Source organism: Asticcacaulis benevestitus DSM 16100 = ATCC BAA-896 (genome assembly GCF_000376105.1).
Classification (GTDB): Bacteria; Pseudomonadota; Alphaproteobacteria; order Caulobacterales; family Caulobacteraceae; genus Asticcacaulis; species Asticcacaulis benevestitus.
In genome coordinates this window covers 226079-252250 of the sequence record NZ_AQWM01000003.1, presented here as the reverse complement: position 1 = coordinate 252250, position 26172 = coordinate 226079, and the positions used below count along the sequence as shown (strand labels likewise).

Sequence of the window (26172 nt, the reverse complement as noted above, 5' to 3'; positions counted from 1 at the left end):
GCGGTTCTTTTCCCTGTGCGTGCGTCGGCGTCGCTTGCAGGTAGGCAGTGTACCTGCGGCGCTAACCTTCTGCTCACATGAAAAAAACTCCTCGCGTTTAGTCTGAGCCCAAGTCAGAAAAAGGCCTCTGAGTTTCCTCAGAGGCCTTTCATTTAAGCCGCGCCAACCGTCTGTTTTTGTGTGCCAAGACCCTCGATGCCGAGTTCCATGACATCGCCCGGATTGAGCCACACCGGCTTCGGCTTTACGCCCATGCCGACGCCCGGCGGGGTGCCGGTCGAGATGACGTCGCCTGGCTGCAGCGACATGAAGCGCGACAGGTAGGCCACGATCTGGGGCACCTTGAAGACCATGGTCGAGGACGAGCCGTTCTGATAACGCTTGCCGTTGACCTCAAGCCACATATGCAGATTGTTGAAGTCGCCGGCCTCGTCCTTCGTCACCAGCCAGGGACCGATCGGACCGAAGGTATCGCAGCCCTTGCCCTTGACCCATTGGGTGCCGCGTTCCTTCTGGAAGGCGCGCTCGGACACGTCATTGACAAGCACGTAGCCGGCGACATGACTGAGCGCATCGGCAGCGTCGATATAGCGGCAGGTCTTGCCGATGATGATGCCGAGTTCGACTTCCCAGTCGAGCTTGGTGGAATCGCGCGGCTTCAGCACGTTATCGTTCGGCCCGATGATGGCCGAGGTCGCCTTGGTGAAGATGACCGGCTCTGACGGGACGGGCAGGTTGCTCTCGGCGGCGTGGTCGGCATAGTTGAGGCCGATACAAATGAACTTGCCGACGCGGCCGACGCACGGGCCGTAACGCGAACCGGCGGGGGCGAGGGGCAGCGTCGTTGGGTCGATGGCGGCGAGCTTTGCCAGCGAGGCTTCGGAGAGCACATCGCCGGCGATATCATCGACAATGCCGGAAAGGTCGCGGATCTGGCCGTCAGAATCGAGCAGGCCGGGTTTTTCAGAGCCCGAAGGGCCGAAGCGGAGAAGTTTCATAATGTGGTTCCTGTGTAGTCGCCCCCTCCGTCACGGACTTCGCCGTGACACCTCCCCCGCTTTGCAGGGGAGGATAAGGAAGCAGCAAACGCTGTCAAGTTACGGGTCAAGGGGCTGTGCCCCTTGCTAGTTGATCCAGCCACCATCAATGATATGCGCCTGGCCGGTCGTAAAGCTGGATTCGTCGGAAGCGAGATAAAGCGCCAGATTGGCCAGCTCCTCGGCGCGGCCGAAGCGGCCCATGGCCTGACGGGCGGTGAATTCGCCATAGGCCTTGTCGAAATCGCCGGTGTCACGCAGGCGCTGGAGCAGGGAGGGGGTTTCGACCGTGCCGGGGCAGATGGCGTTGCAGCGGATACCTTTGGTGACAAAATCGGCGGCCACCGACTTGGTGAGGCCGATCACGCCGGCCTTGGTGGCGCAGTAGGAAAAGCGGTTGGGGATGCCCTTCACCGATGAGGCGATGGACGACATGTTGATGATCGAAGCGCCGCCGGCCTCCAGCATCGAGGGCAGGAAGGCGCGGATCATGCGGTACATGGCGGTGACGTTGAGGTTCAGCGCGAACTGCCAGGAGTCCTCGTCGCATTCGAGAATGGTGCCGGCATGGACGTAGCCCGCGCAATTATAGAGTACGTTGACTTGTGGAAATTCGGCAGCGATGGCCTTGACCGCCTCCGCGTTGGTGACGTCAAGCACGCGGGTGGTGGCGCCGGCGAAATCCGCCAGGGTGTCGGCATTGATGTCGGTGGCGATGACGGTCGCACCTTCCTTGACGAACAGCTCTGCCGTGGCGCGGCCGATGCCCTGACCGGCGGCGGTGATGAGGGCGGTCTTGCCGGTTAAACGTCCCATGAGTTACTCCTAGGGTCTTCAAAAATGATGTATGCGCATGGGCTTACGCGCGGCGCAGGGGTAAGCAAGCCGGGCCTATGGGATCGAACGCCTTGTAGGTCAGGATAAATTCCTGGTGCCCCATGGCCTCGGAGAGCGAACGCTCACCGACGGCGACGCGCAGCACCAGATCGGTGATGTCCTCGCCGACCTGATCGAGCGTGGCGCGGCCTTCCATGATGCTGCCGGCGTCGATATCCATGTCGCCGGAAAGCTTGCGGTAGGTTTCCGGATTGGCGCACACCTTGATGACCGGCGAGATGGCCGATCCGACCACGCTGCCGCGTCCGGTGGTGAAAAGCGTTACGTGAGCGCCGCAGGCGATCATTTCGACGATTTCGGCATTGTCGGAAATGTTCGGGAAGCCAAAGCGCGGCTCGCCATCGGGCACGACATCAAGCAGATAGAGGCCGCCGGTAGGCGGTACATCGCCGGGCTTGATGATGCCGCAGATCGGCGCGGAGCCTGATTTCGAATAGGCGCCCATCGACTTTTCTTCCTGCGTCGTCAGGCCGCCCTCGGCGTTGCCGGGTGCGAAAGAGCCGAAGCCCATGATGGTGTAATAGTGCTCGGCCTTGACGACAGAGGCTTCCAGTTCGGCGCCCAGTTCGGGCGTGACGGCGCGCGAGGCCATGATCTTTTCGCAGCCGACCAGTTCGCCGGTTTCCTCGAAGATGCAGGTGGCACCGGCGGCGCCCAGCGTATCGAAGGCGCGACCGACCGCCGGATTGGCGGTGATGCCGGAGGTGCCGTCCGAGCCGCCGCAGATGGTGCCGACGATCAGTTCGGAGACGTCCATATCACCGCGTGGCGTCTGGTTGGCGATGGTCTGAATGCGACGGACCGCCGCGACGCCCTTTTCGATGGTGGCCAGGGTGCCGCCTTCGTTCTGAATGACATAGGTCTCGACCGGACGGCCGGAGGCTTCGATATGACGCTTGAGGGCTTCGCGGTTAAAGCTCTCGCAACCGAGCGATACCAGAACCGCGCCGCCGACGTTCGGGTGGGTGCACAGGGCCTCCATCATCTTGTAGGCGTAATCGTTCGGATAGCAGCCGGGGAAGCCGATCAGGTGAACTTCGTCGTCATTGCAGGTGTTGACGATCTTGCGCGCCACGTGGTGGGCACACTCGACCAGATAGACGACGCAGATGACGTTGCGGATGCCCTTGCGGCCATCGGGACGCAGCCAGGCCTGAAAGGACGGGAAGGTTGTGGTGTCCCCAGTTTTAGTGACCATGGCCGGTGACCTCACGTGTATGGCTTTTGATATAGTCGCTTTGCATATTGTGCATGTGAACGTGCGCGCCGCGCGGCACGTCTTGTTTCATGGAGCCGATCGGGGCGCCGTACTTGATGATCTTGTCGCCGGCGCTCAAAGCACGGCGGGCGATCTTGTGGCCTACGGTGATCTCATCGGCCAGGATGACGGTCTCGCCGTCGAGCGTGATGGTCTGTCCGCGAAAGGCGTGTTGCCGGCAGACCAGCACATTGTCATCCGGATGCAGCAGGATGAAGGGGCTCACGAAGGTGGCGTTATCGCTCATGACAAAATCCTTGCCTTGGGAATGGGGGCCGCGTCATGCAGCAGCCCTTCGGATTTGAGATCGTCCCAGAGAGCGGCGGGAATCTCGGTCTCGAACAGGGCGACATTGGCCTTGACCTGAGCGGCATCGGCCATGCCGGGGATGACGCAGGCCACGGCCGGATGCGCCAGCGGGAATTGCAGGGCCGCGGCGGCCAAAGGCACGCTGTGGGAAGCGCAGACGCTCTGCAGCGCTCTGACGCGATGGATGATATGGGGCGGCGCCGCTTCGTAATTGTAGTGCGGCACAGTATCCCCCTTGATACCTTCGACGAGGATGCCCGAATTGAACGGGCCGCCCAGTATGATGCTGATGTTTTTGGCCTGACAGGCCGGCAGGAAGCGATCCAGCGTCGTCTGCTCCAGCAGGGTGTAGCGGCCGGCCAGCAGGATGGCGTCGATCTCGACCTGCGCCATCACCTCTTCGCAGACCTCGGATTCGTTGACGCCAAGACCGATGGCGCCGACCAGACCCTGATCCTTCAGGGCGCGCATCGCCTTGTAGCCGCCATCAAGAAAGGCCTTCATGTGTCCCTTGGCGTCGTCACCATGCGTGACCTCGCCAAGATCATGGGCCAGCAGAATGTCGATGCGCTCGCGTTTCAGGCGCGCCTGACTGGCCTCGAATGAGCGCATGACGCCATCATAGGTGTAATCAAAGTTCGGCTCGAAGGGATCGCCGTCGATGAAACCGTGACGCTCGGTCCCCGGCGCGGGCGGCGGTGTTACTGGTGTCAGGACGCGGCCGACTTTCGTGGAAAGGGTAATGCCATCCGACAGACCTGCCCCGACACGGCGTTCCGAAAGGCCTTGTCCGTAATGGGGCGCGGTATCGACATAGGCGATACCGGCAGCAAGGGCCGCACTGAGGGAGGATTGCGCCGACTCGTCCGAAATGACGCGGTAGAGGTTGCCAAGCGCCGCAGCGCCGAAACCGAGGCGGCTCACCGCGACCGAGGTCGAACCAAGAAGACGATGGGGAAAAGGATGCGCTGATGTCACGTAAGGAGCGTCCTCTGCTCTGTTGTTCAAGTTTGAAACTGTTCTTATAGATAAAATAGATAGCGTTCGGTCACGCGGGAATCAAGGGCAATCGCGCTATCCGCCAAGCGTTTTGCTGATGGCACGGGCACTGTCTTTCAAACGGCTAAGAGCCTCTTCAAGGCTGATCCCGTCCTCGACATGTATCCACGGCATGGTCAGGGCAGCGATGACGCCGACATCGTTGATGACCGGGCAGGAAATATCGGTGATGCCGTCGATATAGCCGGAAGCAGCGGTGTAATGGCCTTGGTCCACCGCCTGTTCGGCATGGGCCTCAAAGGTTTCCCACGCTTCATCTGTCAGGCCGGGGCGCAGCAGCTTGCGCCACTGATCGCGAATTTTGGCCTTCTGGAAGGCATAAAGCACAAGCCCGGATGTGGTTTGCGCCAGCGGACGCTGATAGCCGACCCGCACCGAAAAGCCGAGATCACCCGGCGCTTCGATACGAGCGATAACGACCATGCGATCATCCGAGGCGATGGCGATATGGCAGGCCTGACGGGTTTCTTCGCTCAAGGCCTGCATCATCGGCAGGGCGGTGGCCAGCAGGTTCTGGCTCGGTCCGCGTGAAATGCCGAGCGAAAACAGTTTGTTGGTCAGGTCGAAGCCATCACCATTCGCCGACAGACCGACATAGCCGCGCGACTCGAGCACCTGCACCATGCGAAATAGTTCGCTGACCGAACGTTCCAGGCGGGTCGATATCTGCGACAGGGTCATGGGCGACTTGGCGGTGGCGAGCAGTTCCAGAACATCGAGACCTTTTTCCAGAGCGGGGGCGCGATATTTGCTGGCGGCTTTATCGGACATCAGGTCGACCTAATTCAGGCTGTACAGGTTGCGGGCGGTTTCGCCCATAATGGCGTTATGTGTGGAATCGGGTTTGCCGGCAAGCCAGGCCTTCGTCCAGTCGAACCACAGGCGGTAATCGCCATTGAGCCGGATCACCGGCCAGTCCGAGCCCCACATCAGGCGCTCAGACCCGAAAGCCGTCAGCAGATGATCGGCGTAAGGTGTCAGGTCATCAGGCGATTGGCCGGGCGCGGCCTCGGTCAGAAGACCGGACAGCTTGCAGGTGACATTGCCATTCTGCGCCACGGCGGCGATGCGGTCAAACCACAGCGCGGTGTCGCCGCTGGCGATCGCCGGCTTGGCGCCGTGATCGATGATGATGCGCAGATCCGGGTAGCGTTTCGCCAAAGAGTCAATGGCCGGCAGATGGCGTGTGAACACCAGTGCATCGAAGGTCAGGCCGTGTGTCACCATGGCCTGCACACCGGCCTGCGCCGCATCCCGCAGGATCCAGTCGTCCTCAAGGCCTTGCAGCATCGGGCGCAGGCCCTTGAGTTTCGGCTTGCGAGCCAGGGCGGCGATCTGATCGGCGGCATCGGGTGCGGTCACGTCGGTCCAGCCGACCACGGCCTTGATCAGCGGCGTGGCGGCGGCGACTTCCAGCATCCAGGCCGTATCGTGCGCCGAAGGCTGGGACTGCACCAGAATCGTTCCCGTTATGCCGAGGCCTTGCGTCGCGGTCATCAGGTCTTCAGGGAGGAAGTCCTGATGAATAACGCTGAGATCCGGCGTGGGCCATTCATGACCGTTCTGGCCAATCTGCCACAGATGCTGATGGGCATCGATGATCATTAATGCCCCTTCGACATATCGACCGTGGCAGATTTCGAGCCGAGGCCATAGAGCGCGATGACTACGAAACAGACCAGCGGCACGAAGATGGCCGTCTTGATGTGGCTGATGTCGGAGATATGGCCCATGGCGGCGGTCAGGACGGCGCCGCCGATGATGCTCATGACCAGGAAGGACGCGCCGGTCTTGGTGAGCGGTCCTAAACCCCGCACCGAGGTGGCGAAGATGGTCGGGAACATGATCGACATGAACAGCGAACTGCCGACCATGGCATAGAGGCCGTAAAGCCCGCCGACGCTGGCGGCATAGGCCATCAGGGCCACGTTGATGACGGCGAAGGCGCCGAGCAGCTTGGTGGCTGAGACGAAGCGCAATAGGGCGGTACCGATGAAGCGGCCGATGGCGAACAGGACGAGCGAGGCGAACACATAGTCCGCCGCCAGCTTGTCGCTGATGCCGATTTCGGACTGGGCGTATTTGATCGTGAAGCTCCACACCCCAACCTGCGCGCCGACATAGAAGAACTGCGCCACGACGCCCATGAGGAAATGCTTGTGCTTGAGCAGGCCGCTGAGCGTCTGGCCGATGGTCATCCTGGCTTCGTCGGCGTCATCCGTGGACTTGGTGGCGGCCTGCGGAAATTTGCTGAAGGCGACGAGCAGTGCCCACAGCAGGATAACGCAGCCGATGACCAGATAAGGTGTCTGCACAGCCTTGGCCTCGCGGACAAAATCGGCCGTGTCGTTCATCTGCTCGATGCCCGACAGGATAAAGGTTTTGCCGACCCAGATGCCGACCAGCGAGCCGAGCGGATTGAAGGCCTGCGCCAGGTTCAGGCGGAAGGCGGCGCTTTTTTCATCACCGAGAATGGTCATCAGCGGGTTGGCCGAGGTTTCCAGGAAGGCGAGGCCGGCGGCGATAACGAACAGCGCGCCCAGCAGCCAGGGATACTGGCGGATTTCAGCCCCCGGATAGAAGGAGAAGGCGCCGATGGCGAAGATGATCAGGCCGGTGATCACGGCAGCCTTGTAGCCAAAGCGCCGCATCAGAAGGCCGGCGGGCACAGCCATCAGGAAATAGCCAAGATAGAAGGACTGCTGCACAAGGCTCGATTCAAAATCGGTGAGCGTAAACGCTTTCTTGAATTGCGGAATCAGAATGTCGTTGAGATTGTTGGCCATGCCCCAGAAGAAAAACAGGGCGGTGATCAGCACGATCGGCCAGAGGGCGGCGAATCCGCGGGCGGGTGCGGCGGTCTTGGCGTCGGGTTCGGAGAGTGGCATTATAGTATTTCCCTGTGCGCGGCCTGACCGACCGCTTTGTTGCCGCTACTTGCATCACATATGAATGGCGGCGTCAAATATGAAATTGTGCCAGGGGTTTGCATCCCGAAACATTCGCCGCTATATACTCAGACATATGGCCCTCAAGAGGCCGATTGCCTTTGCCGGATTTTGCGACTACGGCAAGCACTTGCCGCCCGTCAGGGCGATTTGGAACAACTGGAAACGCTGATGTCGACCCAACCTGAAAAGCAGGTCTTTGCCCTTGATCTGAAAGATGATCCGGCCCTGATCGAACGCTACAAGCAATGGCACGCACCCGGACAGGTGCCCGCCGCGATCAATGCTTCCATGCACGCCGCCGGTATCGAGGCGCTGGAAATCTATCTGGTCGGCAACCGCATGATGATGATTCTGACTCCCGGCCCGAACTATGACGCCGCCGCCAAGGCCACCTCCGATGCCGAAAGCCCCGATGTGCAGGCATGGGAAAAACTGATGTGGGATTTCCAGCAGGCCCTGCCGTTTGCTGCCCCCGGCCAGAAATGGCTGCCGATGGAGCGGATTTATTCGCTGGCTGAGCAGAACTAATTATACTACAATTTACAAGATGATGCGGTCACGGTAAGACACCGCAAAGAGTGCTTAAGGAAACGCGACGATGGGACTATTTGGTAAGAAGCCTTTGAAAATCGGCCTGATCGGCCTCGGCAAGATCGCCGTTGATCAGCATATCCCGTCGATTCGTGGCAACAAGCATCTCGAACTGGTGGCCGGCTGTTCGCCGCATACCCGTCCGGAAGGCGTCAAGGCCTATCCCGATATGGACGCCATGATGACGGCGCACCCTGAGATCGAGGCGATCGCCATCTGCACCCCGCCGCAGATCCGTCACAAGATCGCCAAGGAGGTCATCGCCATCGGCCGCCACGTCTTCCTTGAAAAGCCGCCCGCCGCCACGCTTGGCGAAGCTGAAGCCATCAAGGCGCTGGCTGCGGCCAAGGGCGTGTCGTTGCTGGCCTCGTGGCATTCGCGTTTCGCCCCCGCCGTGGAGGCCACGCGCAAGTGGATTTCGGAGCGCGAGATCAAGAGCATCACCATCCACTGGAAGGAAAATGTCCGTCAGTGGCACCCCGGCCAGGCATGGATTTTTGAAGCCGGCGGCATCGGCGTGTTCGATCCGGGCATCAATTCTTTGTCGATCCTGACGCGCATTCTCGCCGACGCCGTCATGGTGAAAAAGGCCGACCTGCATATCCCGGTCAATTGCGACGCGCCGATCCAGGTCGAGATGGACATGATGACCGAGGTCGGTTTCCCTATCCGCGCCGAATATGATTTCCTGCAGACCGGCGTCCAGACCTGGAGCATCTTCGTCGAGTCGACGGCCTACGAGAAGCTGACCCTCTCCATGGGCGGCACCGAGCTGGAGATCGACGGCCGCACCCTGATCAAGCAGAAGGAAGCGGAATACGCCGGCCTTTACGCGCACTTCCACGATCTGATCCGCGCCGGCAAGTCGGATGCCGACTTCTCGCCGCTGCGCATCGTCGCCGACGCGATGCTGCTCGGTAAGCGCATCGCGGCGCCGGAATATATTGAGTAGGCGCCGGACACCTGTTGTTATGAGAAAAGGCGCCGTATGCGAACGGCGCCTTTTCTGTTTCTGGATTGTAGCCCTAGACTTAATCTCCAGGTCCTCTAACGGGTGGGTTAATCGCATTCTTATAAAACAGAAGGATGCCTTCGTTCTCGCCGTAATTAAAGCAGCCGTAAAACGCGCTTGCTGGGAAAAAGAAGTTCTGTGGCTTAATTTCAAGCCCAACGCGCTTGATCTGCTCATTCATAGCCCAATTGCCGCCTTTTAACTTGCGAATGACCTCACCAAGGTAAGCGCCTAATACCTTGCAGGCGGCATCAATTTCTGTTTCCTCGTCGTCCTGCTTGAAGAGCTCTACAGACGAATGATCTCTCATGCCGCTGGCGGCGCTGTTGGCTAGTTGCTGAAGGTTTGTGATAATTTCAGGTGAATAATCCAATGGCAGACTGAAATAGTGCTGAGCAATATCAACAGCCCTATCGGCATGGGCTGCCATGATCATATTCCAGTCTGACATCAGCACTATTTAGTCCTCGAACTCGGCTTCCTCGGCATTGGTGCGCGAAACGCGCGCCACGCGCAGGGCGTTGGTCGAGCCCGACTTGCCGAACGGCATGCCGGCGACGATGACGATGTCCTGACCGGGTTCGGCGATGCCTTCGGAGCGCGCCAGCTTGGTGGCGACGGCGACGGTCTCGGTCATCGAGTGGGTGATCGGAGTCAGCACCGGATGCACGCCCCAGGTCAGGGCGAGGCGGCGGGCGGTTTCCATATTGGGCGTCAGGCCCATGATCGGTGCGGTCGGGCGTTCGCGGGCGACGCGCAGCACGGTGTTGGCCGAGTTGGTCATGGCGGCGATGGCCACGGCGTTGATCGTCTGGGCCACCGAACGGGCGGCGGCGGCGATGGCGCCCGAGGTCGTCTTTTCCGGCTCCGGACGGCGACGGTCGGTCATGGTGCGCCAGCCGTCGTCTTGTTCAACGCGGGCGACGATCCGGTCCATGATGGTGACGGCTTCGATCGGGAACTGACCGGCGGCGGTTTCGGCCGACAGCATCACGGCGTCGGCGCCATCGAAGACGGCGGTGGCGACGTCGGAGGCTTCGGCGCGGGTGGGCGTCGGGGCAGAGATCATCGATTCCAGCATCTGCGTGGCCACGATCACCGGCTTGCCGGCGGCGCGTGACGCCTGCACGATACGCTTTTGCGCTAGCGGCACTTCTTCCGGCGGTAGTTCGACACCGAGATCGCCGCGGGCGACCATGACGGCATCGGACAGGCGGATGATTTCTTCGAGATTATCGAGCGCTTGCGGCTTTTCCAGCTTGGACAGCACCCAGGCGCGGCCCTTGATGATTTCCTTGGCTTCGAGCACGTCTTCCGGACGCTGCACGAACGACAGGCCGATATATTCGACGCCGCGTTCCAGGGCAAACGCCATGTCTTCGCGGTCCTTTTTCGTCAGGGCCGGGATCGGCAGCACGACGTCGGGAACATTGACGCCTTTGCGATCGGACAGGCGGCCGCCATTGACGACGATAGTTTCCAGATGGTCTTCGCGGACGTGGACGACGCGCAGCTTCAGCTTGCCGTCATCGAGCAGGAGGTGCGAACCGATCTGCGCGGCGGCGATGATTTCGGGGTGGGGCAGGTTGGCGCGGGTCGAATCGCCCGGCGTCGGGTTGAGGTCGAGACGGAAGGCCTGGCCATTGGTCAGCACCACGGCGCCGCCCATGAAACGGCCAACGCGCAGCTTCGGTCCCTGAACGTCGGCCAGGATGCCGATCGGGTGCTTCGACTTGGCTTCCAGTTCGCGGATCAGTTCGATGTTGCGGCCGTGATCTTCGTGGCTGCCGTGCGAGAAGTTCAGCCGGAAGACGTCGGCGCCGGCCTGGAAGAGCTGCGCCAGCATCTCGGCGTTCGAGCTTGCGGGCCCTAAGGTGGCGACGATCTTGGTTTTGCGGCGACGAAGAATTTTCAAGGGGAATCTCACGGATTGGAAGCGATCGACAGCATGGGCCGGGAGCATGGCGGCTGCGTGACACGCACTGTCTTACAGGGGGTATTTTTCGCGTGCGACAAAGCCTCTATTCTCCCGTTGGGTCAAGTGCAAATTTATGCTGCGCTGCAAGGTGTGACAGCGCTGTCTTGATTGGTCCTGTTGGCATTTCTGCGTTAAATTATTGTCATACTTATTCTTCGGAAGGCCTTTGATGGCGTGTTATACAAAAAGATGTACGGCGATAATCGAGACGGTGTCAGTGTTTGCGACTTTTGCATCAGGGGGAGCGCGCGCAAAGTCTTGTCAGACAATTAATTTCGCGTTACCCATTCACCGTCAGGCAAATGCAGAATTGCTGCACTGCGCAATGTTTTTCATTTGCCAAGTCAGCAAAAACACGTTTTTTGCAATTTGATTTATTTAATCCGGGGAGGCAGCTTGCGGCCACCTTCACCCATAAACGCTTAACAGGCAGGTAACATGTCCGACTCTTCAGCTTCTTCCAAATCCGGCGGCGGAGGCCTAGGCCTTGCCGTGGTCTATGTGACCGTGCTCTTCTTTATCTGGGCCGTGGTCACCAATCTTCTCGATCCGCTCGTCAAGACCATGAAGACGGTCTTCACCCTGACGCCGGTTCAGTCGATGCTGACCGGCTTCGCCTTCTTCATCGCTTATTTCATCATGTCCCTGCCGTCGGCGGCCTTCCTGTCGCGCGTCGGTTACGCCAAGTCGGTCATGGTCGGCCTGGGCGGTATCGCCGCGGGTTGTTTCATCGCCATCGCGGCGGCCAACCTCCACATCTATACGGTGTTCCTGATCGCCCTGTTCACCATGGCGTCGGGTGTGACCCTGCTGCAGGTCGCGGCCAACCCTTTGATCGCCTCGATGGGCAAGCCCGAAGGCTCGGCCTTCCGCCTCAACCTGTCGCAGTCGTTTAACTCGCTGGGCGCTGCCTGTGGCCTGTTCTTCGGCGCTTCCTTCCTGCTGAACGGTGACATCTTCAAGAAGGACGTCGTCATCACCGAAGAGATGAAGCAGCAGGCTCTGGGCTTCGTGACCAATGTCTATCTCGCCATCGGCGTTGCCCTCGTCCTCTTTATCTTCCTGATCTTCCTCGTCCGTCAGAAGATCACCGACGCCGCTCCCAAGACCGGCCATCTGGTATCGCCGTTCACCGCCCTGACCTCCAAGTGGGCGAACCTTGGTTCGATCGGCATCTTCCTCTACGTCGGCGCCGAAGTCGCCATTTCGCTGAACCTGCTGTTGTTCCTCGAACAATCCAAGATCCTGAACCTCGAAGCGCAATCGGCCGGCCACCTGACCACCTTCTACATGCTGTTCGCCATGATCGGCCGTTTCGCCGGTTCGGCCCTGCTGAAGTTCGTCCGTGACTACGTCATGCTGACCCTGGTGGCTGTGGGCGCCATCGCCCTGGCGCTCGTCGTTATCTTCACCAAGGATATGGTGCCGACCGAGCCTACCGGCATGATCAACGTCATCCTGACCTCGGTGCCTGTCACCTCCGGCCTCATCCCGGCCTTCGCGGCCTTGCTGATCGGCCTGTTCAACTCGATCATGTTCCCGACCATCTTCACCCTGACGCTTGAGCGTTCGACCGCGCCGACCTCGGCAACGTCCGGTCTGCTCTGCATGGCTATCGCCGGTGGCGCGGTTCTGCCGCTGGCCTTCGCCAAGATCCAGGAAATGACCGGCTCCATGTCGATGGGCTTCATCGCCCCGCTGATCTGCTACGTCTACGTGCTGTGGTTCTCGTTCGCCTGTCGCAAGGCGCCGATCCATGCCATCGAAGAAGGCGTCTCCGGCGGCCACTAAACCCTGAACGGATAGCCCCTGGAAGCGTCATAATCTGGCGTTTCCGGGGGTTTTCTGTTTTTATACGATTAAATAAAAACGAAATAGAATTCGGATACAGCATGCTTTACGTCGGTGTTGATTTTGGCGGAACGAAGATCGAGGCGGCAGCCCTTTCGGGCTCGGGTGAATTTCTGGCCCGCCAGCGCGATCCCAATCCTGGCAACTATGCCGACGCGCTGAAAGTGGTCTGCGACCTGATCGCCCGCGTTGAAGCCGAGGCCAAAGAAAAAGACCCTTCGCTGGCCAATCGCATCGCCACCATCGGCGTCGGCGCCCCCGGTTCCGTCAGCCCGCGCACCGGCGTGATGCGCAATGCCAACTCGACCTGGCTGAATGGCAAGACCTTCCGCGAAGACCTCGAATCCGCGCTCCAGCGTCCGGTGCGTCTGGCCAATGACGCCAACTGCCTGGCGCTGTCTGAAGCCATCGACGGCGCCGCCAAGGGCGCGCCAAACGTGTTCGCCATCATCGTCGGCACAGGTTGCGGCGGCGGTGTGGTCGTCAATGGACACCTCGTAGAAGGCGCCAATGGCCTGGCCGGCGAATGGGGACACATTCCCCTGCCATGGATGAAAGAAGGGGAGTTCCCCGGGCCGGAATGCTGGTGCGGCCACAAGGGCTGTCTGGAAATGTGGGTGTCGGGCACCGGTTTCGCGCGCGATTTCAACGCCGTCACGGGGCGTCCGCACAAGGGCGAAGAGATTATCAACGCCATGCGCGCCGGTGATGCGCAGGCCGAAGCGGCCTTTGACCGCCTGATGGACCGCCTTGGCCGCGGCATGGCGCTGATCGTCAATTCGCTCGATCCGGACGTGTTCGTCTTCGGCGGCGGGCTCAGCAATGTGCCTGAAATCTATGACCGTCTGCCCGGCAAGATCCTGCCCTATGTGTTCAGCGATGGTTGGCAGGCCAAGCTGGTTCCGGCCAAGTGGGGCGATTCGTCGGGTGTGCGCGGCGCCGCCTATCTGTGGGCGCAAGGGCACTAAATACAGAAGCATTCGGGGACGAAGATGATGAAACGGCTGGCGCAAACTTCCTGTCTGATGGCCGTTTTACTGTGTTCAGCGATGCCCGTTATGGCGCAGCAAGCCCTGCGCGGCCCTGACGGACGTTATTATCTTGTGCTTCCGGGCACAGGTAAGGCGAAGACGACCCCGCCCGCTGCGCCGGAAGCCGCACCGGCGGTGACGCGGGCGGTATTGGCGCTCAAACCCTACGATCCACCCGCCGCACCTCCGGGGCCGCCGGCCGACGTCATCGTCAATGTGAGCGGCGGCCAGTTGGGCGGCGAAGCCCTCTCCGATGGCACCTTCGCCTTCAAGGCGGTGCCGTTCGCCCGTCCGCCGGTCGGTGATCTTCGCTGGACCGCGCCGCAGGACGCCTCTGCCTGGTCGGGCGTGCGCTTCAGCAAGGAGAGCGCGCCGGGTTGTCTACAGGCGGCCTATGGCTGGCAGGACGATATCTCTAAGCGAAGCTCGGAAGATTGCCTATATCTCGAAATCCGCACACCTTCGCTGAACAATGGCGCGAAAAAGCCGGTCATGGTGTTTATCCACGGCGGCGCCAACCGCGCCGGTGCGGGGGCGGGCACGATCTCTTCAAGCCTTGGCCGGCGTGATGTGGTGGTCGTCAGCCTGCAATGCCGGCTGGGCGTCTTCGGCTTCCTGTCGCATCCGGCGCTGACGGCCGAGCAAGCCAAAGAAACTGGAATCGCAGCTTCCGGCAACTACGCCCTGATGGACCAGATCAAGGCGCTGCAATGGCTGCGTGACAACATCGCGCGCTTTGGCGGCGATCCGGACAATGTGACGATCTTCGGCCATAGCGCCGGCGGACAGGATGTCGGGCTGCTGATGGCCTCGCCGCTGGCGCGCGGCCTGTTCCACAAGGCGATCGCGCAAAGCGGCACGCCGCAGTTCGGCTTCGCCCCGCGCACGCTGGCGCAGAACGAAACGCTGGGCATCCAACTGGCCGAACAGTTCAGCAACGCGCCGGCCGATGGCGCGAAAGCGCTGGCCGATCTGCGCCGCGCCCCGGCCATGGTGCTGCAGCAGGCCGGCGACACGCTTGTCCCGCCCATGGAGGATGCCGGTTTCATCTGGGATCAGGCGACGGTTGATGGCCGCGTGCTGCCGAAATCACCTGCGGAGATTTTCAAGGCCGGCGAGGGGGCCAAGGTGCCGCTGATCATCGGCGTGTCGGCGCGCGAGCTCGAACTGGCGGACGTCAGGGCCTCGCTCTACGGCGCTATCGCTACGCGTTTTGGCGAGCAACGCGGCAAGGTGCTGCGTTTCTACAAGCTCGATGTGAAGAAGAACCCCAAGTCCGATGACCTTCTGGGCGACGTGCCGCTCCAGCTCTCGACCGACATCATGCTGCGCTGTCCGGCCGACTGGATGGCGCGCCAGATCACAGCTTCCGGCGGCACGGCCTATCTCTATCAACTCGATATCGACGCGGACCCGAAAGCGCGTGTGCAGCACGGCTCCGAACTGAGCTTTGTGTTCAACGATCGTCCCAAAGGCGTCAAGGCGGATCGCTGGCCGCGCCTGATGGACTATTGGGTGCAGTTCGCCACGACCGGTGATCCGAACCGCAAGGGGCTGGATGACTGGCCGGTCTATGGCCGCAAGGGGCGCTATATCGAGTTTAGCCGCAAGGGCAGCAAGGTCGAAAGCGCTATGCGCCAGGATATCTGCGCCGTGCTCGACCGTCCTTAGAGCGCTTTCCGCCATAAGGTGAGTTTTTTCCACGTCTTTGAGGGTGAATATAAACTTATTTCGCTTTAATACAGGGGGTATGAACGCCCCCGACACGCATATTTCCGGCCAGATCATCGACGGTGAACACCACCTGCTCGTGCGCATCTATTATGAAGACACCGATTTTTCCGGCATCGTCTATTACGCCAACTATCTCAAGTTTTTTGAACGCGGCCGGTCCGACTATATGCGTCTGGCCGGGGTTCATCATCACGAACTGGCGGCGCTTGAGGATCCCATCGCCTTCGCCGTCATCTCGGTCAATGTCAAATACCGCACGCCGGCGCGCATCGATGATCTGATCAGCGTCAAGACCCGCGTTGTCGAGGTGCGCGGCGCCAGTTTCCTGCTGGATCAGTGGATCGAACGCGATGGCGTCATCCTGGTCGAAGGCCAGGTTCAGGTGGTTTGCATCGACATGAACGGCCACCCGAAACGTATGCCCCCGCACGTTCACAGGGGCATCAAGGCCGCCCAGGCCGGGCCGCGCCCAGCCTAAAGACGGCGTAAAAGGCACTTTTACACCTCATCTGCCATAGAAATGTCGCCAATTGTCGTGCAATGTGGCGCCATTACAGATTCACTATTCCGATTAACTCTTATGGGGGATGCGATATGAGCGTCAGTTCCGCCGCCAGCTCAGCCTCTGGTACTGCTCCAAGCGCCTTGAATTTCGTCAATCTTTTCCTGCATGCCGATCTGGTGGTGCAAGCCATCATGGTGGGCCTGGCGCTGGCGTCTTTGTGGTCATGGGCCATCATCATCCAGAAGACGATGGCGCTCGGTCGCGTCAACAAGGAGGCCGATGGCTTTGAAGGCGCGCTGAATGCCGGGCGCGCTCTTGATGATATCGCCGCCACGCTCGGCACCCAACCGAAGGAAGCCTTCCAGAAGCTGCTGGTGACGGTCACCGCCGGCTGGAAAGATTACAAGGGCAAGTCGATCAGCCCCGCGCAGGGCGAACTGCTCGTCGGCCAGGTTGATCGTGAACTGAACCATGTCATCGCCACCGAAGCCGATACTCTCGAAGACGGCCTGAGCATCCTTGCGGTTATCGCCACGGCGTCGCCGTTCGTCGGCCTCTTCGGCACGGTCTGGGGCATCATGAACGCCTTCTCGGCCATCGCTTCGCAGGGCGACACCAACCTGACCACGGTGGCACCGGCCATTTCGGAAGCCCTGTTCGCCACCGCCATGGGGCTTTTCGCCGCCATTCCCGCCTATATCGCCTTCAATCTGTTCAATGCCAAGGTGGCGCGCTTCTCGTCGCGCATGGAAGGTTTCGCCGACGAACTGATGGTCTCGCTGACCCGCCGTCTCGGCGACAAGCTGGGGGGCTAGAGCCATGGCCATGGGAGGTTCCGGATCGGCGGGCGGCGGACGCCGTTCCAACCGACGCACCAGACGCCGCGCCGCGCTGTCGGAGATCAACGTCACGCCGATGGTCGACGTCATGCTCGTGCTCCTGATTATCTTCATGATCTCGGCGCCGCTGCTCAATTCGGGCATTAAGATCAATCTGCCCAAGACCGAAGCCGCCGCGCTCAAGGACGAGGGCGAGCCCATCACCGTGTCGATCGACAAGGCCGGCCAGTTCTACGTCAATGACGATCCGGCGACCTACGAACAGGTGGCCCCGCGTCTGCTGGCCATTACCCGTGGCGATACCGAAACCCAGATCTATGTGCGCGGTGCCGGTGAGGCGACCTGGGATTCGGTCGCCAAGGTGATGGGCAAACTGTCGTCGTCGGGGTTCTCGAAGATCAGCCTTGTCACCGACACCATGTCAAAAAGCGGCCAGACGACGGCCAGCGAACCCGTCGCGGTGACGCAATAAACGCATGAAGAAGTTCGGACCGTCCTTTCTGCTCTCGATCCTGCTGCATGTCGGCCTGGCTCTGCTTGCCTTTATCACCTGGCAAATGACTCCGCCGCCGCTCAAGGTGTCGTCAGTGCCGGTCACGGTCATATCCGACGTGCCGAGCCGCCAGATGGCCGAGGCGCCGGTTGATGAACTGGCGGTCAAGACGCCGGAACCGATACCACAGCCGGAACCTGTGCCGCCGCAGCCGTCCCCGACGCCGCAGCCGGTGCCGACCCCGGTTCAGCCAAAGCCCGTGCCTGCACCGCCGAAGCCTGTGCCGGCGCCACCCAAGCCTGTCGCCAAACCGACGCCCGCGCCGCCGGATAAGAACGGCCTGAAAAAGGTCGATCCGACACCGGTGAAGAAGCCGGCGCCCGCTCAGGCCGCCAAGCCTGCGCCAGCCAAGGCCAAGCCGCAGGACGATTTCCTCAGCCGTCTGGCCGCCACGCCGTCCCAGGCGCCGAGCAAGCGTCAGGCCTCGGCCTCGACGCAAAAGACGACGGGCCAGTCGGCGGTCGGTTCCGGTCCGGCCGATGCCGGTCTGACAACCGAGATGAAGGCTCTGACCCAGCGCCTCAACAAGCTATGGCTGCTCAATTGCGACGTACCGGGCAGCCAGGCCGTGGCGCCGGAGATCCGCTTCACACTTTCGCCCAATGGCCGTGTTATTGATGGCCCTGTCTGGGTGAACAAGCGTAACGATCCGATCTGGCAGGCCGGGGCCAATCTGGCGCTGGCGGCCGTCAACAAGGGCCAGCCCAACGCCTATCTCGACCTGCCGTCCGGTTTGTATAACCGTCCGCTCAAGATTATTTTCGATGCCCAAAAGGCCTGCCAGGGCCGCTAGTTCAGCGACCGACCGACCAAAGGAGCTACATGATGCGACTGATGAACAAGATTTTGGCGGCGGTGTCCGGCGCGCTTCTGCTGTTGTGCGTGCCGGCCTTCGCCAGCGCGCAGGATGAACTGACTGGCACCGTCGATCAGGGCAATATCCAGCCCCTGCCGATCGCCGTCGCCATCGGCGGCAACGATGCTTCCGGCGGGGATCTCGGCAACAAGATTTCCAAGGTGATCAACAGCGATCTCGAAGGCTCCGGCTATTTCGCGCCGATCAATCCGGCCGCCTTTATCCAGACCAATATGGATGTCGCGGTCCAGCCCGAATTCGCCTCATGGAAGACGATCAACGCGCAATACCTCGCCAATGGTCGCGCATTTGTCGATGCCGATGGCCGCTTGCAGGTCGATTTCCGCCTGTGGGACGTGTTCTCGCAAAAGCAGATGCTGGGCCAGTCGATGACCGCCACGCCGGAAAACTGGCGCCGCATCGCTCACAAGATCGCCGACGCCATCTATGAAAAACTGACCGGTCAGGAAGGCTATTTCGATACCCGCATCGTCTTCGTGGCCGAGAGCGGTTACAAGACGGCGCGCGTCAAGCATCTGGCCATCATGGATCAGGATGGCGCCAATCCGTCCTATCTGCCGGTTGCCGGCAACAACACCAAGGTGATGACGCCGCGCTTCTCGGCCGACAGTCAGGAAATCGCCTATATGGCCCTGACCGCCGACAGCGCCCGCATCTATATCTACAATCTGGAAACCGGCCGTCAGGAAGCCGTCGGCCAGATCAAGGGCATGGCGTTCGCGCCGCGTTTCTCACCCGATGGCTCCAAGCTGGCCTTCTCGGTCAGCCAGGGCGGCGCCACCCACATCTACGTCATGGACCTGCGCACCCGCGCCATGACCAAGCTGACCAGCGGCGCGGCCATCAACACCTCGCCGTCGTTCTCGGCCGATGGCGGCACCATCGCCTTTACGTCGGATCGTGGCGGCTCGCCGCAGATCTACCTGATGAACGCCTCAGGCGGCAATGTGCGCCGCATCACCTTTGGCGGCGGCTCCTATTCGACACCTGTTTTCTCGCCCAAGGGCGATATGATCGCCTTCACCAAGCAATCGGGCGGCCGTTTCTCGATCGGCGTCATGGATGCCGGTGGTGGTAACGCCAAGCTTCTGACCTCGTCCTATCTGGAAGAGGGCCCGACCTGGGCGCCCAACGGTCGCTACATCATGTTCTTCCGCGAGACCCAGAGCGGTGTGCCGTCCTTGTGGACGGTCGAGGTGTCGGGCCGCGTGGAACGCGCGGTGACCTATGCCGGCGGCGCCTCCGACCCCGCCTGGTCGCCTCGCCTGAAGTAGGTCAGGAAAAGCTAACCATAAGGACGAACTGAAAATTTATGAAATTTGAGGTAAATCCGGTTCGTTATTGAGCGCAAACCCCCGGTTGGATCAAAACGGTCCATTTATATGGAAATTTCCAGACGAGGGTTTGACAAAAGTTAATAGGCATATCATCGTATCTTTTGTGAGTTTTGTGCATAATCCGGTCACAAAACAGTGGGATACTTCCGCGATTATTATTGAAAAATGAGAGGACTTCTTATGACGGTAACGACCAAATCCGCCGCCAAGATTGCTTTGGCAGCCCTTATTCTGGCCTCCGTCGCGGCCTGTACCAAGAAGGAGCCCGTGGTAGACACGCCGGCACCGACCCCTCCGCCGGTTACCAGCACCCCGACCCCACCGCCTGCCCAACAGCCTGTCGCTACCGCGCCGCTGCCGGGCATCGTTCCGGGTTCGCAACAGGATTTCGTCGTGAATGTGGGTGATCGCGTCTATTTCGACACAGATTCCTCCAGCATCCGCGCTGACGCGCAAGGCATCCTGGCAGCCCAGGCCGCCTGGCTCGTGCGCTATCCCGCCGTCAATATCCGCATCGAAGGCAATGCCGACGAACGCGGCACCCGCGAATACAACTTCGCTCTGGGCGCCCGCCGCGCGCAGGCCGTGTCTGACTTCCTGACCGGCAAGGGCGTTGTTCCCGGCCGTATCTCGACCATCTCCTATGGCAAGGAAAGCCCGATCGACGATGGTTCGGGTGAAGCGTCGTGGGAAAAGAACCGTAACGCCCACACCAGCCTTACCTCGGGCGCGCAATAAGACCTCACAGTCTTTTTTTTGATTTGAAAATCATGCCTCCTGATCGTAAGGTCAGGGGGCATGATGCGTTTTGTGCTGGTGTTTCCAGGGGCGGCCTGCGCACCAAAAAGCTCGAATCCGACGTGTTTCTGTCCCTGACCGATGTGCGCACCTCGGAATCCAATACGTTTGAAGGCCATGCCGCCAAAAGCGATCTGAGCTGGGGCGCAGGTGGCTATGTCGGCTTCGGCGGCGCCGTTGGCGGCGGTTACGAAGACACCGATATCGGCAAGATCGTGACCCAGGCCTTCATGGTGGCCTACACCGAGATGGTCAATAATCTCGGCGGCATCGACGTGGGCGGCAAGGCCGCGGCGCCGAGCCGCAGCTACACGGTCCAGACCGCCACCACCCTGCGCTCGGCGCCATCGCCCACTGGCAAGGTGCTGCGCGCGCTGCCTGTCGGCCTCGTGGTCTACCCCACCGGCACCAAGGACGGCATGTATTGGGAAGTGGCTGACGATAACGACAATGTCGGCTGGGTGAAGAACGACAACCTCTCGGCCTCGCAATAAAGCCGCTTCGTCAAAAACGGGTGTTTCGCGATCCGACGCACCCGTTCAGGCGCTGATCACGCTTTGTGTCTTATTTCAGCCAGACTATATTGCTAACTATAATGCAAGTGTGCTTCGATATGGCACATTCTTCAGAGTATTGTGGCGGGCAGGATTTGATCATGGGTAAGTCTTTCAAAAACACGCGGCTGGGTTTTGTTGCTCGCGGCAAGGCTGTGGCCGGTCTGTCCCTTATGGCCCTGTCGCTGCCCCTCAGCGTCGTAAGCCTGACCGCCTTTACGCCCGCAGACGCTCATGCCCAGATTTTCGACGACGAAGACGACAAGGAAATCCCCGGCCAGCAGCCCACCGACAATACGGTGTGGGATGCCAAGAAGCTGCAGAAGCTCGATCGTAATGTGCGCAAGCTCGAACGCGCCGTATCGCGCGTCGAGAACAAGAAGGGCGCACCGCCGATCCTGATCGAGCCCGATCCCGAAGTGGTGGCATTGCAGGCCACGGTCGATAACATGTCGCGCAAGCAGGATGAGCAGACCGGCACGATCACCACCCTGATCGGCCAGATCGAGGAACTGCAGCACCAGAACCAGCAACTGATCCAGCAGCTTACCAACCAGAACGCCCGCATGGACACCCTGGTCAAGCGCGCCGATCTGGCCGACGCCCACATCAAGGACATCGACGCGCAACTCGCACCGCCGCCGCCGCCGCCGGCCTCGACCGGCAATGCCGAGGGCGATTTTGAGCAGGCGTTTAACCTGATGAGTTCCGGCCAGACCGATGACGCCGGTCGCGCCTTTGAAGCCTTCACCACGGCCTGGCCACAAGCCACGCAACTGCCGGAAGCCTGGTTCCGTCTGGGCCAGATCCGCGCCATGAAGTCCGATTCGTCGGGCGCCGTGGCGGCGTACGCCACCTCGCTCAAAGGCTGGCCCAAGACGTCATGGGCGCCGGAAGCGACCGTGAAACTGGCGCAATCCTTAAGCGACAGCAATCGCCCGACCGATGCCTGTTCGGCCCTGACGCAGTTTGACAAGGTCTACGCCAAGTCCGCAACCAGCGAGACGCGCAGTCAGGCCAAGACGCTCAAGGACAAGAACAGGTGCGGGGCGGTTTAGAGCGCGCCCGTCTGCGCTCTGACTTCACGCATTTTGCCGAACGCCTCGACGGCGACGGTCCGCTGGGGATCGCTGTCTCCGGCGGAGGCGATTCCGTAGCCCTGCTCTATGCTCTGGCCGAATGGAACCAAAAAAATGTAAAGCGCCGACCGCTTGAGGTCTTCTGCGTCGATCATGGCCTCAATCCTTTAAGCCCCCAGTGGACGCAATCGGTGGCGGATCATGCGGCGCGGGTCGGCGCCGGCTTTACCGCGCTGTATTGGCAGGGCGAGAAGCCGGCCTCGGGCTTATCGGCAGCGGCGCGTCTGGCGCGTCATGCGCTGTTGGCGCAGGCGGCGAGGCAAAAGAGCGCATCCGTGCTGTGCCTGGCCCATACCGCCGATGATATTGCCGAGGCTGCGGCTATGCGCGGGCAAGGCTCCAATGTCGGCACGCCGCAGGTGTGGTCACCGTCGCCGGTCTGGCCGGAAGGGCGGGGCGTGTTTCTGTACCGGCCGTTGCTCGATATCCGCCGCGAAGCCCTGCGCGACTATCTGCGTGAGATCGATGCGAGTTGGATCGATGATCCGTCGAACGACAATCCGGCATCGCTGCGGGCACGGACGCGGAGGCTGTTGCGCGAGCAGGACGTGCCGATCGAGGCGCGGGAAAACATCATGCCGCCGGATATGGCTGGTCTTCTGCACGCGGACACCTTCGCCGCGCTTGGCGTGATCGCCTTCAGGGCCGATGTGTTTTATAGTTTGCCGCTGGAGCCGGCGCTGAAACTCCTGTCGGCGGCGGCGGTCTGCGCCGGTGGCGGCGACAGGCTGCCGAAGCGCGCGCGTCTGGAACATTTGTATGCGCGCCTGTCCGACGGCAAGGCCCTGACCCTGTGCGGCGCGCGTCTGCAGCGACAGGAAAATCGCATCTCGATCAGCCGTGAAACCGGCGATATCGGGCGGCAAACCTCGCCCATTGTGGAACTGGAGCCCGGCGTCGAAGCCGTCTGGGATGGCCGCTTTGCCCTTGTGGCCGCGCAGGCTATGCGCATCCTGCCATCGCAAGGCGTTCGCGCCGATCTTGACACGGCGGACCGCAAGGCGCTGCACGCCCTGCCGGCGGTCTTGCGCGGCAGTCTGCCGGTCAGTGAAAAAGACCATCAAAAGAAACTGTTGATGCATAGCGCCGCGGCCAACACCTCTTTAACACCCGCTACCTATAACAAAACCCGTGTTACCTGTCTGGTGACGCCGCGGTTTTACGCCGCCATGGGGCAGATCACGCGGGAAAGCCATATTGACAGCGATTCATGGCCTGTGGTTTGCAATGGCGTGTAGCGAAACCCGGTTTCACATCCTATATGGGTGAATGACGTAGTGAAGACCCCGTGGAGGGGTGGCTCCGGATTCGGGCCATATTGAGGATAGACATTGGCATGAACATGCGTTCCATGGCGATTATCGGGGTTGTTCTGGCCTTCCTGATGGGCATCTACTTTTTCGTGAGCACCAATCACACGACGCTGATGCCCGAGGGCAAGAAGCCTGTTGAAATGGCCTATTCCGACCTTCTCACCAGCGTGAACAATGGTCAGGTCAAGGAGGTCAACATCCATCAGGATGACGCCACCGGCACCCTCGCCGATGGCAACAAGTTCCGCACGACGATTGACGTCTTCAACCACGAAAAGCTGAGCGACGCGCTGGCCGCCAAGAACGTTAAGACGACCATCCAGTCGAGCAAGCAGTCGCTCCTGATCAGCGTATTGACCACCTTGCTGCCGATCATCCTCATCATCGGCATCTGGATCTTCTTCATGCGCCAGATGCAGGGCGGCGGACGCGGTGGTGCCATGGGCTTCGGCAAGTCTAAAGCGCGCCTGCTGACCGAGCACAAGAACCGCGTCACCTTCGCGGAAGTGGCTGGTGTCGAGGAAGCCAAGGAAGATTTGCAGGAAGTCGTCGATTTCCTCAAAGACCCGTCGCGTTTCCAAAAACTGGGCGGCAAGATCCCCAAGGGCGCACTGCTCGTTGGCCCTCCGGGTACGGGTAAGACCCTGCTGGCCCGCGCCGTGGCCGGTGAAGCCGGCGTGCCCTTCTTCTCGATCTCCGGTTCTGACTTCGTTGAAATGTTCGTCGGTGTCGGCGCCTCGCGCGTCCGTGACATGTTCGAACAGGCCAAGAAGAATGCGCCGTGCATCATCTTCATCGACGAAATCGACGCCGTCGGTCGCCATCGCGGCGCCGGTCATGGCGGCGGTAACGACGAACGCGAACAGACCCTCAACCAGTTGCTGGTCGAGATGGACGGTTTCGAAGCCAATGAAGGCATCATCATGATCGCCGCCACCAACCGTCCCGACGTCCTCGATTCGGCACTGCTGCGTCCCGGCCGTTTCGACCGCCAGGTCACGGTGCCTAATCCCGATCTGACCGGCCGCGAAGCCATCCTGCGCGTCCACATGAAGCCGGTGCCGCTGGGCGTCGATGTCGATGTCAAGGTGATCGCGCGCGGCACGCCGGGCTTCTCCGGCGCCGATCTCGCCAACCTGGTCAACGAAGCCGCCCTGATGGCCGCCCGCAAGGATCGCAAGCTGGTCACTATGCGCGATTTCGAAGACGCCAAGGACAAGGTGCTGATGGGGGCCGAACGCAAGTCCATGGCGATGAGCGAGCAGGAAAAGAAGAACACTGCCTATCACGAAGGCGGCCACGCCATCGTGGCGCTCAAGGCGCCCGAAGCGGATCCGGTGCACAAGGCCACCATCATCCCGCGTGGCCGTGCGCTCGGCATGGTGATGCAGTTGCCCGAAGGTGACCGCTATTCGCAGAACTACGTCCAGATGACCTCGCGTCTCGCCATCCTGATGGCCGGTCGCGTCGCTGAAGAAATCATCTTCGGCAAGGATCAGGTCACGTCGGGCGCATCGTCGGATATCCAGCAGGCCACCCGCCTTGCAAAAGCGATGGTGACGCGCTGGGGCTATTCGGATGAACTGGGCTTCGTCGATTACAAGCAGGGCGAAGACGAATACGGCGCGCTCGGCCGCGATACCTCGCAAGCCACGGCCGAACTGATCGACCGTGAAGTGAAGCGTCTGGTCAAGGGTGGTTACGATGATGCCAAGCGCATCCTGACCGAAAACCTTGACGCCTTGCACAGCCTCGCCCGCACCTTGCTCGATCTCGAAACCTTAACCGGTGACGAAATCGCCAAGATCCTCAACGGTGAAGAGATCATCCGTGACGAGGAAACCGGCGTAGCGATCGAGCTGTCGTCCAATTCGGCGGTGCCTGAAACCGAAGCCGAAGCTGCCAATGAAAGCGCACCTACCCTTGTGCCGGTGGTGGCTTAAAGCTATGCGACCCTACACATTATGTTAAAAGCGGCGGGTGAGGGCCTCTCTCATCCGCCTTTCTTTTTGGAGCCTGCTATGACGATCGACTTTCCCAATGACGAAAACGGCGACGTGCTGCGGCGGATGCAGGCGGCGGGGGATGACCTGAGCCAGCCGCGCGATATCGATTTCTCGCTGCTGTTCCCCGATGAAGGTACGGCGGAAACCTTTTCGGCCATGATGGACGCCGAAGGCTATGAGGTCGAGCTTGGCCCCTGGGAGGCGCAGTCGGATGACGATGCCAATACCGGCAAGTGGGACGTGACGGTGACGCGGCATATGGTGCCTGACCACGCCGCTATCACCCAGTTCGAGAAAGAGCTGAGCGGCATCGCCATGCCGTTTGGCGGCCGCAATGACGGCTGGGGTTGTTTCGAGGTGTCGGCCGAGAGCGAAGACCTGAGCTAGATGTGAGCGCTTTTCGAAAAGTGTGACGCACTTTTCGGATCAAAAAGCGCGTAAAAGCAAAAAATATAGAGCCCATTCCGATCTGATCCAATCAGATTGGAATGGGCTCTAGATTGTCAGATTGCTGGTAAGCTGATATGCTCAGCCTTTTGTTTA

At 60.8% G+C, this 26172-nt stretch carries 26 protein-coding genes; 16 read left to right on the top strand and 10 right to left on the bottom strand.

All coding sequences use genetic code 11. The annotated features are described in order from the left end of the window. Nucleotides 1-152 precede the first annotated feature (152 nt). From B060_RS0106910 to fucP, 8 genes are all read right to left on the bottom strand, one after another. Nucleotides 153-998: a fumarylacetoacetate hydrolase family protein gene (locus B060_RS0106910; RefSeq protein WP_018081041.1), complete on the bottom strand. Its 846-nt coding sequence runs from the start codon at nt 996-998 to the stop codon at nt 153-155. A gap of 126 nt (nt 999-1124) precedes the next feature. After that, complete coding sequence (locus B060_RS0106905; protein WP_018081040.1) at nt 1125-1853, bottom strand: SDR family oxidoreductase; 729 nt, start codon at nt 1851-1853, stop codon at nt 1125-1127. A gap of 43 nt (nt 1854-1896) precedes the next feature. Next, on the bottom strand, nt 1897-3132 hold the full coding sequence (locus B060_RS0106900; RefSeq protein ID WP_018081039.1) for a UxaA family hydrolase: 1236 nt from the start codon (nt 3130-3132) through the stop codon (nt 1897-1899). Then, on the bottom strand, nt 3122-3439 hold the full coding sequence (locus B060_RS0106895; RefSeq protein ID WP_018081038.1) for a UxaA family hydrolase: 318 nt from the start codon (nt 3437-3439) through the stop codon (nt 3122-3124). The genes B060_RS0106900 and B060_RS0106895 overlap by 11 nt, the downstream gene beginning before the upstream one ends. Further along, a complete protein-coding gene (locus B060_RS0106890; RefSeq protein WP_018081037.1) occupies nt 3436-4479 on the bottom strand; it encodes an aldo/keto reductase in 1044 nt (347 codons plus the stop codon). Before B060_RS0106890 ends, B060_RS0106895 begins: the two co-directional genes overlap by 4 nt. Nucleotides 4480-4575: 96 nt before the next feature. Continuing rightward, nucleotides 4576-5331, bottom strand: coding sequence for an IclR family transcriptional regulator (locus tag B060_RS0106885; RefSeq protein ID WP_018081036.1), 756 nt, complete (start codon nt 5329-5331; stop codon nt 4576-4578). 9 nt (nt 5332-5340) lie between these two features. Then, on the bottom strand, nt 5341-6165 hold the full coding sequence (locus tag B060_RS0106880; protein ID WP_018081035.1) for an amidohydrolase family protein: 825 nt from the start codon (nt 6163-6165) through the stop codon (nt 5341-5343). Then, nucleotides 6165-7448, bottom strand: a complete 1284-nt coding sequence (fucP, locus tag B060_RS0106875; RefSeq protein ID WP_018081034.1) for an L-fucose:H+ symporter permease — start codon at nt 7446-7448, stop codon at nt 6165-6167. The genes B060_RS0106880 and fucP overlap by 1 nt, the downstream gene beginning before the upstream one ends. Nucleotides 7449-7679: 231 nt before the next feature. Between fucP and B060_RS0106870 the strand changes: the two genes are divergently transcribed. Next, a complete protein-coding gene (locus tag B060_RS0106870) occupies nt 7680-8039 on the top strand; it encodes an L-rhamnose mutarotase (RefSeq protein WP_031220680.1) in 360 nt (119 codons plus the stop codon). A gap of 70 nt (nt 8040-8109) precedes the next feature. Continuing rightward, nucleotides 8110-9054 (top strand): Gfo/Idh/MocA family protein, encoded by a 945-nt coding sequence (locus B060_RS0106865; RefSeq protein WP_018081032.1) that lies wholly within the window; start codon nt 8110-8112, stop codon nt 9052-9054. 79 nt (nt 9055-9133) lie between these two features. Here B060_RS0106865 and B060_RS0106860 read toward each other — a convergent pair whose 3' ends face one another. Together B060_RS0106860 and pyk are read right to left on the bottom strand one after the other, a co-directional pair. Further along, nucleotides 9134-9544: a hypothetical protein gene (locus tag B060_RS0106860; protein ID WP_155847728.1), complete on the bottom strand. Its 411-nt coding sequence runs from the start codon at nt 9542-9544 to the stop codon at nt 9134-9136. A 30-nt stretch (nt 9545-9574) separates the two neighbouring features. Continuing rightward, on the bottom strand, nt 9575-11077 hold the full coding sequence (pyk, locus tag B060_RS0106855; RefSeq protein ID WP_018081030.1) for a pyruvate kinase: 1503 nt from the start codon (nt 11075-11077) through the stop codon (nt 9575-9577). 453 nt (nt 11078-11530) lie between these two features. Here pyk and B060_RS0106850 point away from each other — a divergent pair, with 453 nt between their 5' ends. From B060_RS0106850 to B060_RS0106785, 14 genes are all read left to right on the top strand, one after another. Then, nucleotides 11531-12883, top strand: coding sequence for a sugar MFS transporter (locus B060_RS0106850; RefSeq protein WP_018081029.1), 1353 nt, complete (start codon nt 11531-11533; stop codon nt 12881-12883). Nucleotides 12884-12984: 101 nt separating this feature from the next. Next, nucleotides 12985-13911: an ROK family protein gene (locus B060_RS0106845; protein WP_018081028.1), complete on the top strand. Its 927-nt coding sequence runs from the start codon at nt 12985-12987 to the stop codon at nt 13909-13911. Between the two features lie 24 nt (nt 13912-13935). Beyond that, nucleotides 13936-15645, top strand: a complete 1710-nt coding sequence (locus B060_RS0106840) for a carboxylesterase/lipase family protein (RefSeq protein WP_155847729.1) — start codon at nt 13936-13938, stop codon at nt 15643-15645. Nucleotides 15646-15724: 79 nt separating this feature from the next. After that, complete coding sequence (ybgC, locus tag B060_RS0106835) at nt 15725-16186, top strand: tol-pal system-associated acyl-CoA thioesterase (RefSeq protein WP_018081026.1); 462 nt, start codon at nt 15725-15727, stop codon at nt 16184-16186. 116 nt (nt 16187-16302) lie between these two features. After that, a complete protein-coding gene (gene tolQ, locus B060_RS0106830; RefSeq protein ID WP_035423290.1) occupies nt 16303-17028 on the top strand; it encodes a protein TolQ in 726 nt (241 codons plus the stop codon). Between the two features lie 4 nt (nt 17029-17032). Next, nucleotides 17033-17524: an ExbD/TolR family protein gene (locus B060_RS0106825; RefSeq protein WP_018081024.1), complete on the top strand. Its 492-nt coding sequence runs from the start codon at nt 17033-17035 to the stop codon at nt 17522-17524. 4 nt (nt 17525-17528) lie between these two features. After that, nucleotides 17529-18398: a hypothetical protein gene (locus tag B060_RS0106820; protein WP_018081023.1), complete on the top strand. Its 870-nt coding sequence runs from the start codon at nt 17529-17531 to the stop codon at nt 18396-18398. Nucleotides 18399-18430: 32 nt separating this feature from the next. Beyond that, nucleotides 18431-19756, top strand: a complete 1326-nt coding sequence (tolB, locus tag B060_RS0106815) for a Tol-Pal system beta propeller repeat protein TolB (RefSeq protein ID WP_026172661.1) — start codon at nt 18431-18433, stop codon at nt 19754-19756. Between the two features lie 243 nt (nt 19757-19999). Next, nucleotides 20000-20557, top strand: coding sequence for a peptidoglycan-associated lipoprotein Pal (gene pal / locus B060_RS0106810; protein ID WP_018081021.1), 558 nt, complete (start codon nt 20000-20002; stop codon nt 20555-20557). A 32-nt stretch (nt 20558-20589) separates the two neighbouring features. Further along, nucleotides 20590-21111, top strand: coding sequence for an SH3 domain-containing protein (locus B060_RS23985; protein ID WP_018081020.1), 522 nt, complete (start codon nt 20590-20592; stop codon nt 21109-21111). Nucleotides 21112-21272: 161 nt separating this feature from the next. Further along, nucleotides 21273-22229: a tol-pal system YbgF family protein gene (locus B060_RS0106800; RefSeq protein WP_018081019.1), complete on the top strand. Its 957-nt coding sequence runs from the start codon at nt 21273-21275 to the stop codon at nt 22227-22229. Further along, on the top strand, nt 22214-23548 hold the full coding sequence (gene tilS, locus B060_RS23980) for a tRNA lysidine(34) synthetase TilS (RefSeq protein ID WP_018081018.1): 1335 nt from the start codon (nt 22214-22216) through the stop codon (nt 23546-23548). The genes B060_RS0106800 and tilS overlap by 16 nt, the downstream gene beginning before the upstream one ends. 98 nt (nt 23549-23646) lie before the next feature. Next, on the top strand, nt 23647-25566 hold the full coding sequence (gene ftsH / locus B060_RS0106790; protein WP_018081017.1) for an ATP-dependent zinc metalloprotease FtsH: 1920 nt from the start codon (nt 23647-23649) through the stop codon (nt 25564-25566). 78 nt (nt 25567-25644) lie between these two features. Continuing rightward, nucleotides 25645-26016, top strand: a complete 372-nt coding sequence (locus tag B060_RS0106785) for a ribonuclease E inhibitor RraB (RefSeq protein WP_018081016.1) — start codon at nt 25645-25647, stop codon at nt 26014-26016. The last annotated feature ends 156 nt before the right edge of the window (nt 26017-26172 follow it).

Excerpts from the sequence above, each read along its gene's own strand:
- B060_RS0106840 (WP_155847729.1), top strand. The coding sequence starts at position 13,936 with ATGATGAAACGGCTGGCGCAAACTTCCTGTCTGATGGCCGTTTTACTG.
- B060_RS0106800 (WP_018081019.1), top strand. The coding sequence starts at position 21,273 with ATGGGTAAGTCTTTCAAAAACACGCGGCTGGGTTTTGTTGCTCGCGGC.
- B060_RS0106860 (WP_155847728.1), bottom strand. The coding sequence starts at position 9,544 with ATGGCAGCCCATGCCGATAGGGCTGTTGATATTGCTCAGCACTATTTC.
- B060_RS0106785 (WP_018081016.1), top strand. The coding sequence starts at position 25,645 with ATGACGATCGACTTTCCCAATGACGAAAACGGCGACGTGCTGCGGCGG.
- ftsH (WP_018081017.1), top strand. The coding sequence starts at position 23,647 with ATGAACATGCGTTCCATGGCGATTATCGGGGTTGTTCTGGCCTTCCTG.
- pal (WP_018081021.1), top strand. The coding sequence starts at position 20,000 with ATGACGGTAACGACCAAATCCGCCGCCAAGATTGCTTTGGCAGCCCTT.
- tolQ (WP_035423290.1), top strand. The coding sequence starts at position 16,303 with ATGAGCGTCAGTTCCGCCGCCAGCTCAGCCTCTGGTACTGCTCCAAGC.
- B060_RS0106895 (WP_018081038.1), bottom strand. The coding sequence starts at position 3,439 with ATGAGCGATAACGCCACCTTCGTGAGCCCCTTCATCCTGCTGCATCCG.
- B060_RS0106900 (WP_018081039.1), bottom strand. The coding sequence starts at position 3,132 with ATGGTCACTAAAACTGGGGACACCACAACCTTCCCGTCCTTTCAGGCC.
- B060_RS0106905 (WP_018081040.1), bottom strand. The coding sequence starts at position 1,853 with ATGGGACGTTTAACCGGCAAGACCGCCCTCATCACCGCCGCCGGTCAG.
- B060_RS0106845 (WP_018081028.1), top strand. The coding sequence starts at position 12,985 with ATGCTTTACGTCGGTGTTGATTTTGGCGGAACGAAGATCGAGGCGGCA.
- ybgC (WP_018081026.1), top strand. The coding sequence starts at position 15,725 with ATGAACGCCCCCGACACGCATATTTCCGGCCAGATCATCGACGGTGAA.
- B060_RS0106820 (WP_018081023.1), top strand. The coding sequence starts at position 17,529 with ATGAAGAAGTTCGGACCGTCCTTTCTGCTCTCGATCCTGCTGCATGTC.
- B060_RS0106865 (WP_018081032.1), top strand. The coding sequence starts at position 8,110 with ATGGGACTATTTGGTAAGAAGCCTTTGAAAATCGGCCTGATCGGCCTC.
- B060_RS0106910 (WP_018081041.1), bottom strand. The coding sequence starts at position 998 with ATGAAACTTCTCCGCTTCGGCCCTTCGGGCTCTGAAAAACCCGGCCTG.
- fucP (WP_018081034.1), bottom strand. The coding sequence starts at position 7,448 with ATGCCACTCTCCGAACCCGACGCCAAGACCGCCGCACCCGCCCGCGGA.
- B060_RS0106870 (WP_031220680.1), top strand. The coding sequence starts at position 7,680 with ATGTCGACCCAACCTGAAAAGCAGGTCTTTGCCCTTGATCTGAAAGAT.
- B060_RS0106880 (WP_018081035.1), bottom strand. The coding sequence starts at position 6,165 with ATGATCATCGATGCCCATCAGCATCTGTGGCAGATTGGCCAGAACGGT.
- B060_RS0106825 (WP_018081024.1), top strand. The coding sequence starts at position 17,033 with ATGGCCATGGGAGGTTCCGGATCGGCGGGCGGCGGACGCCGTTCCAAC.
- tolB (WP_026172661.1), top strand. The coding sequence starts at position 18,431 with ATGCGACTGATGAACAAGATTTTGGCGGCGGTGTCCGGCGCGCTTCTG.
- B060_RS0106885 (WP_018081036.1), bottom strand. The coding sequence starts at position 5,331 with ATGTCCGATAAAGCCGCCAGCAAATATCGCGCCCCCGCTCTGGAAAAA.
- B060_RS0106850 (WP_018081029.1), top strand. The coding sequence starts at position 11,531 with ATGTCCGACTCTTCAGCTTCTTCCAAATCCGGCGGCGGAGGCCTAGGC.
- B060_RS23985 (WP_018081020.1), top strand. The coding sequence starts at position 20,590 with ATGCCTCCTGATCGTAAGGTCAGGGGGCATGATGCGTTTTGTGCTGGT.
- pyk (WP_018081030.1), bottom strand. The coding sequence starts at position 11,077 with ATGCTCCCGGCCCATGCTGTCGATCGCTTCCAATCCGTGAGATTCCCC.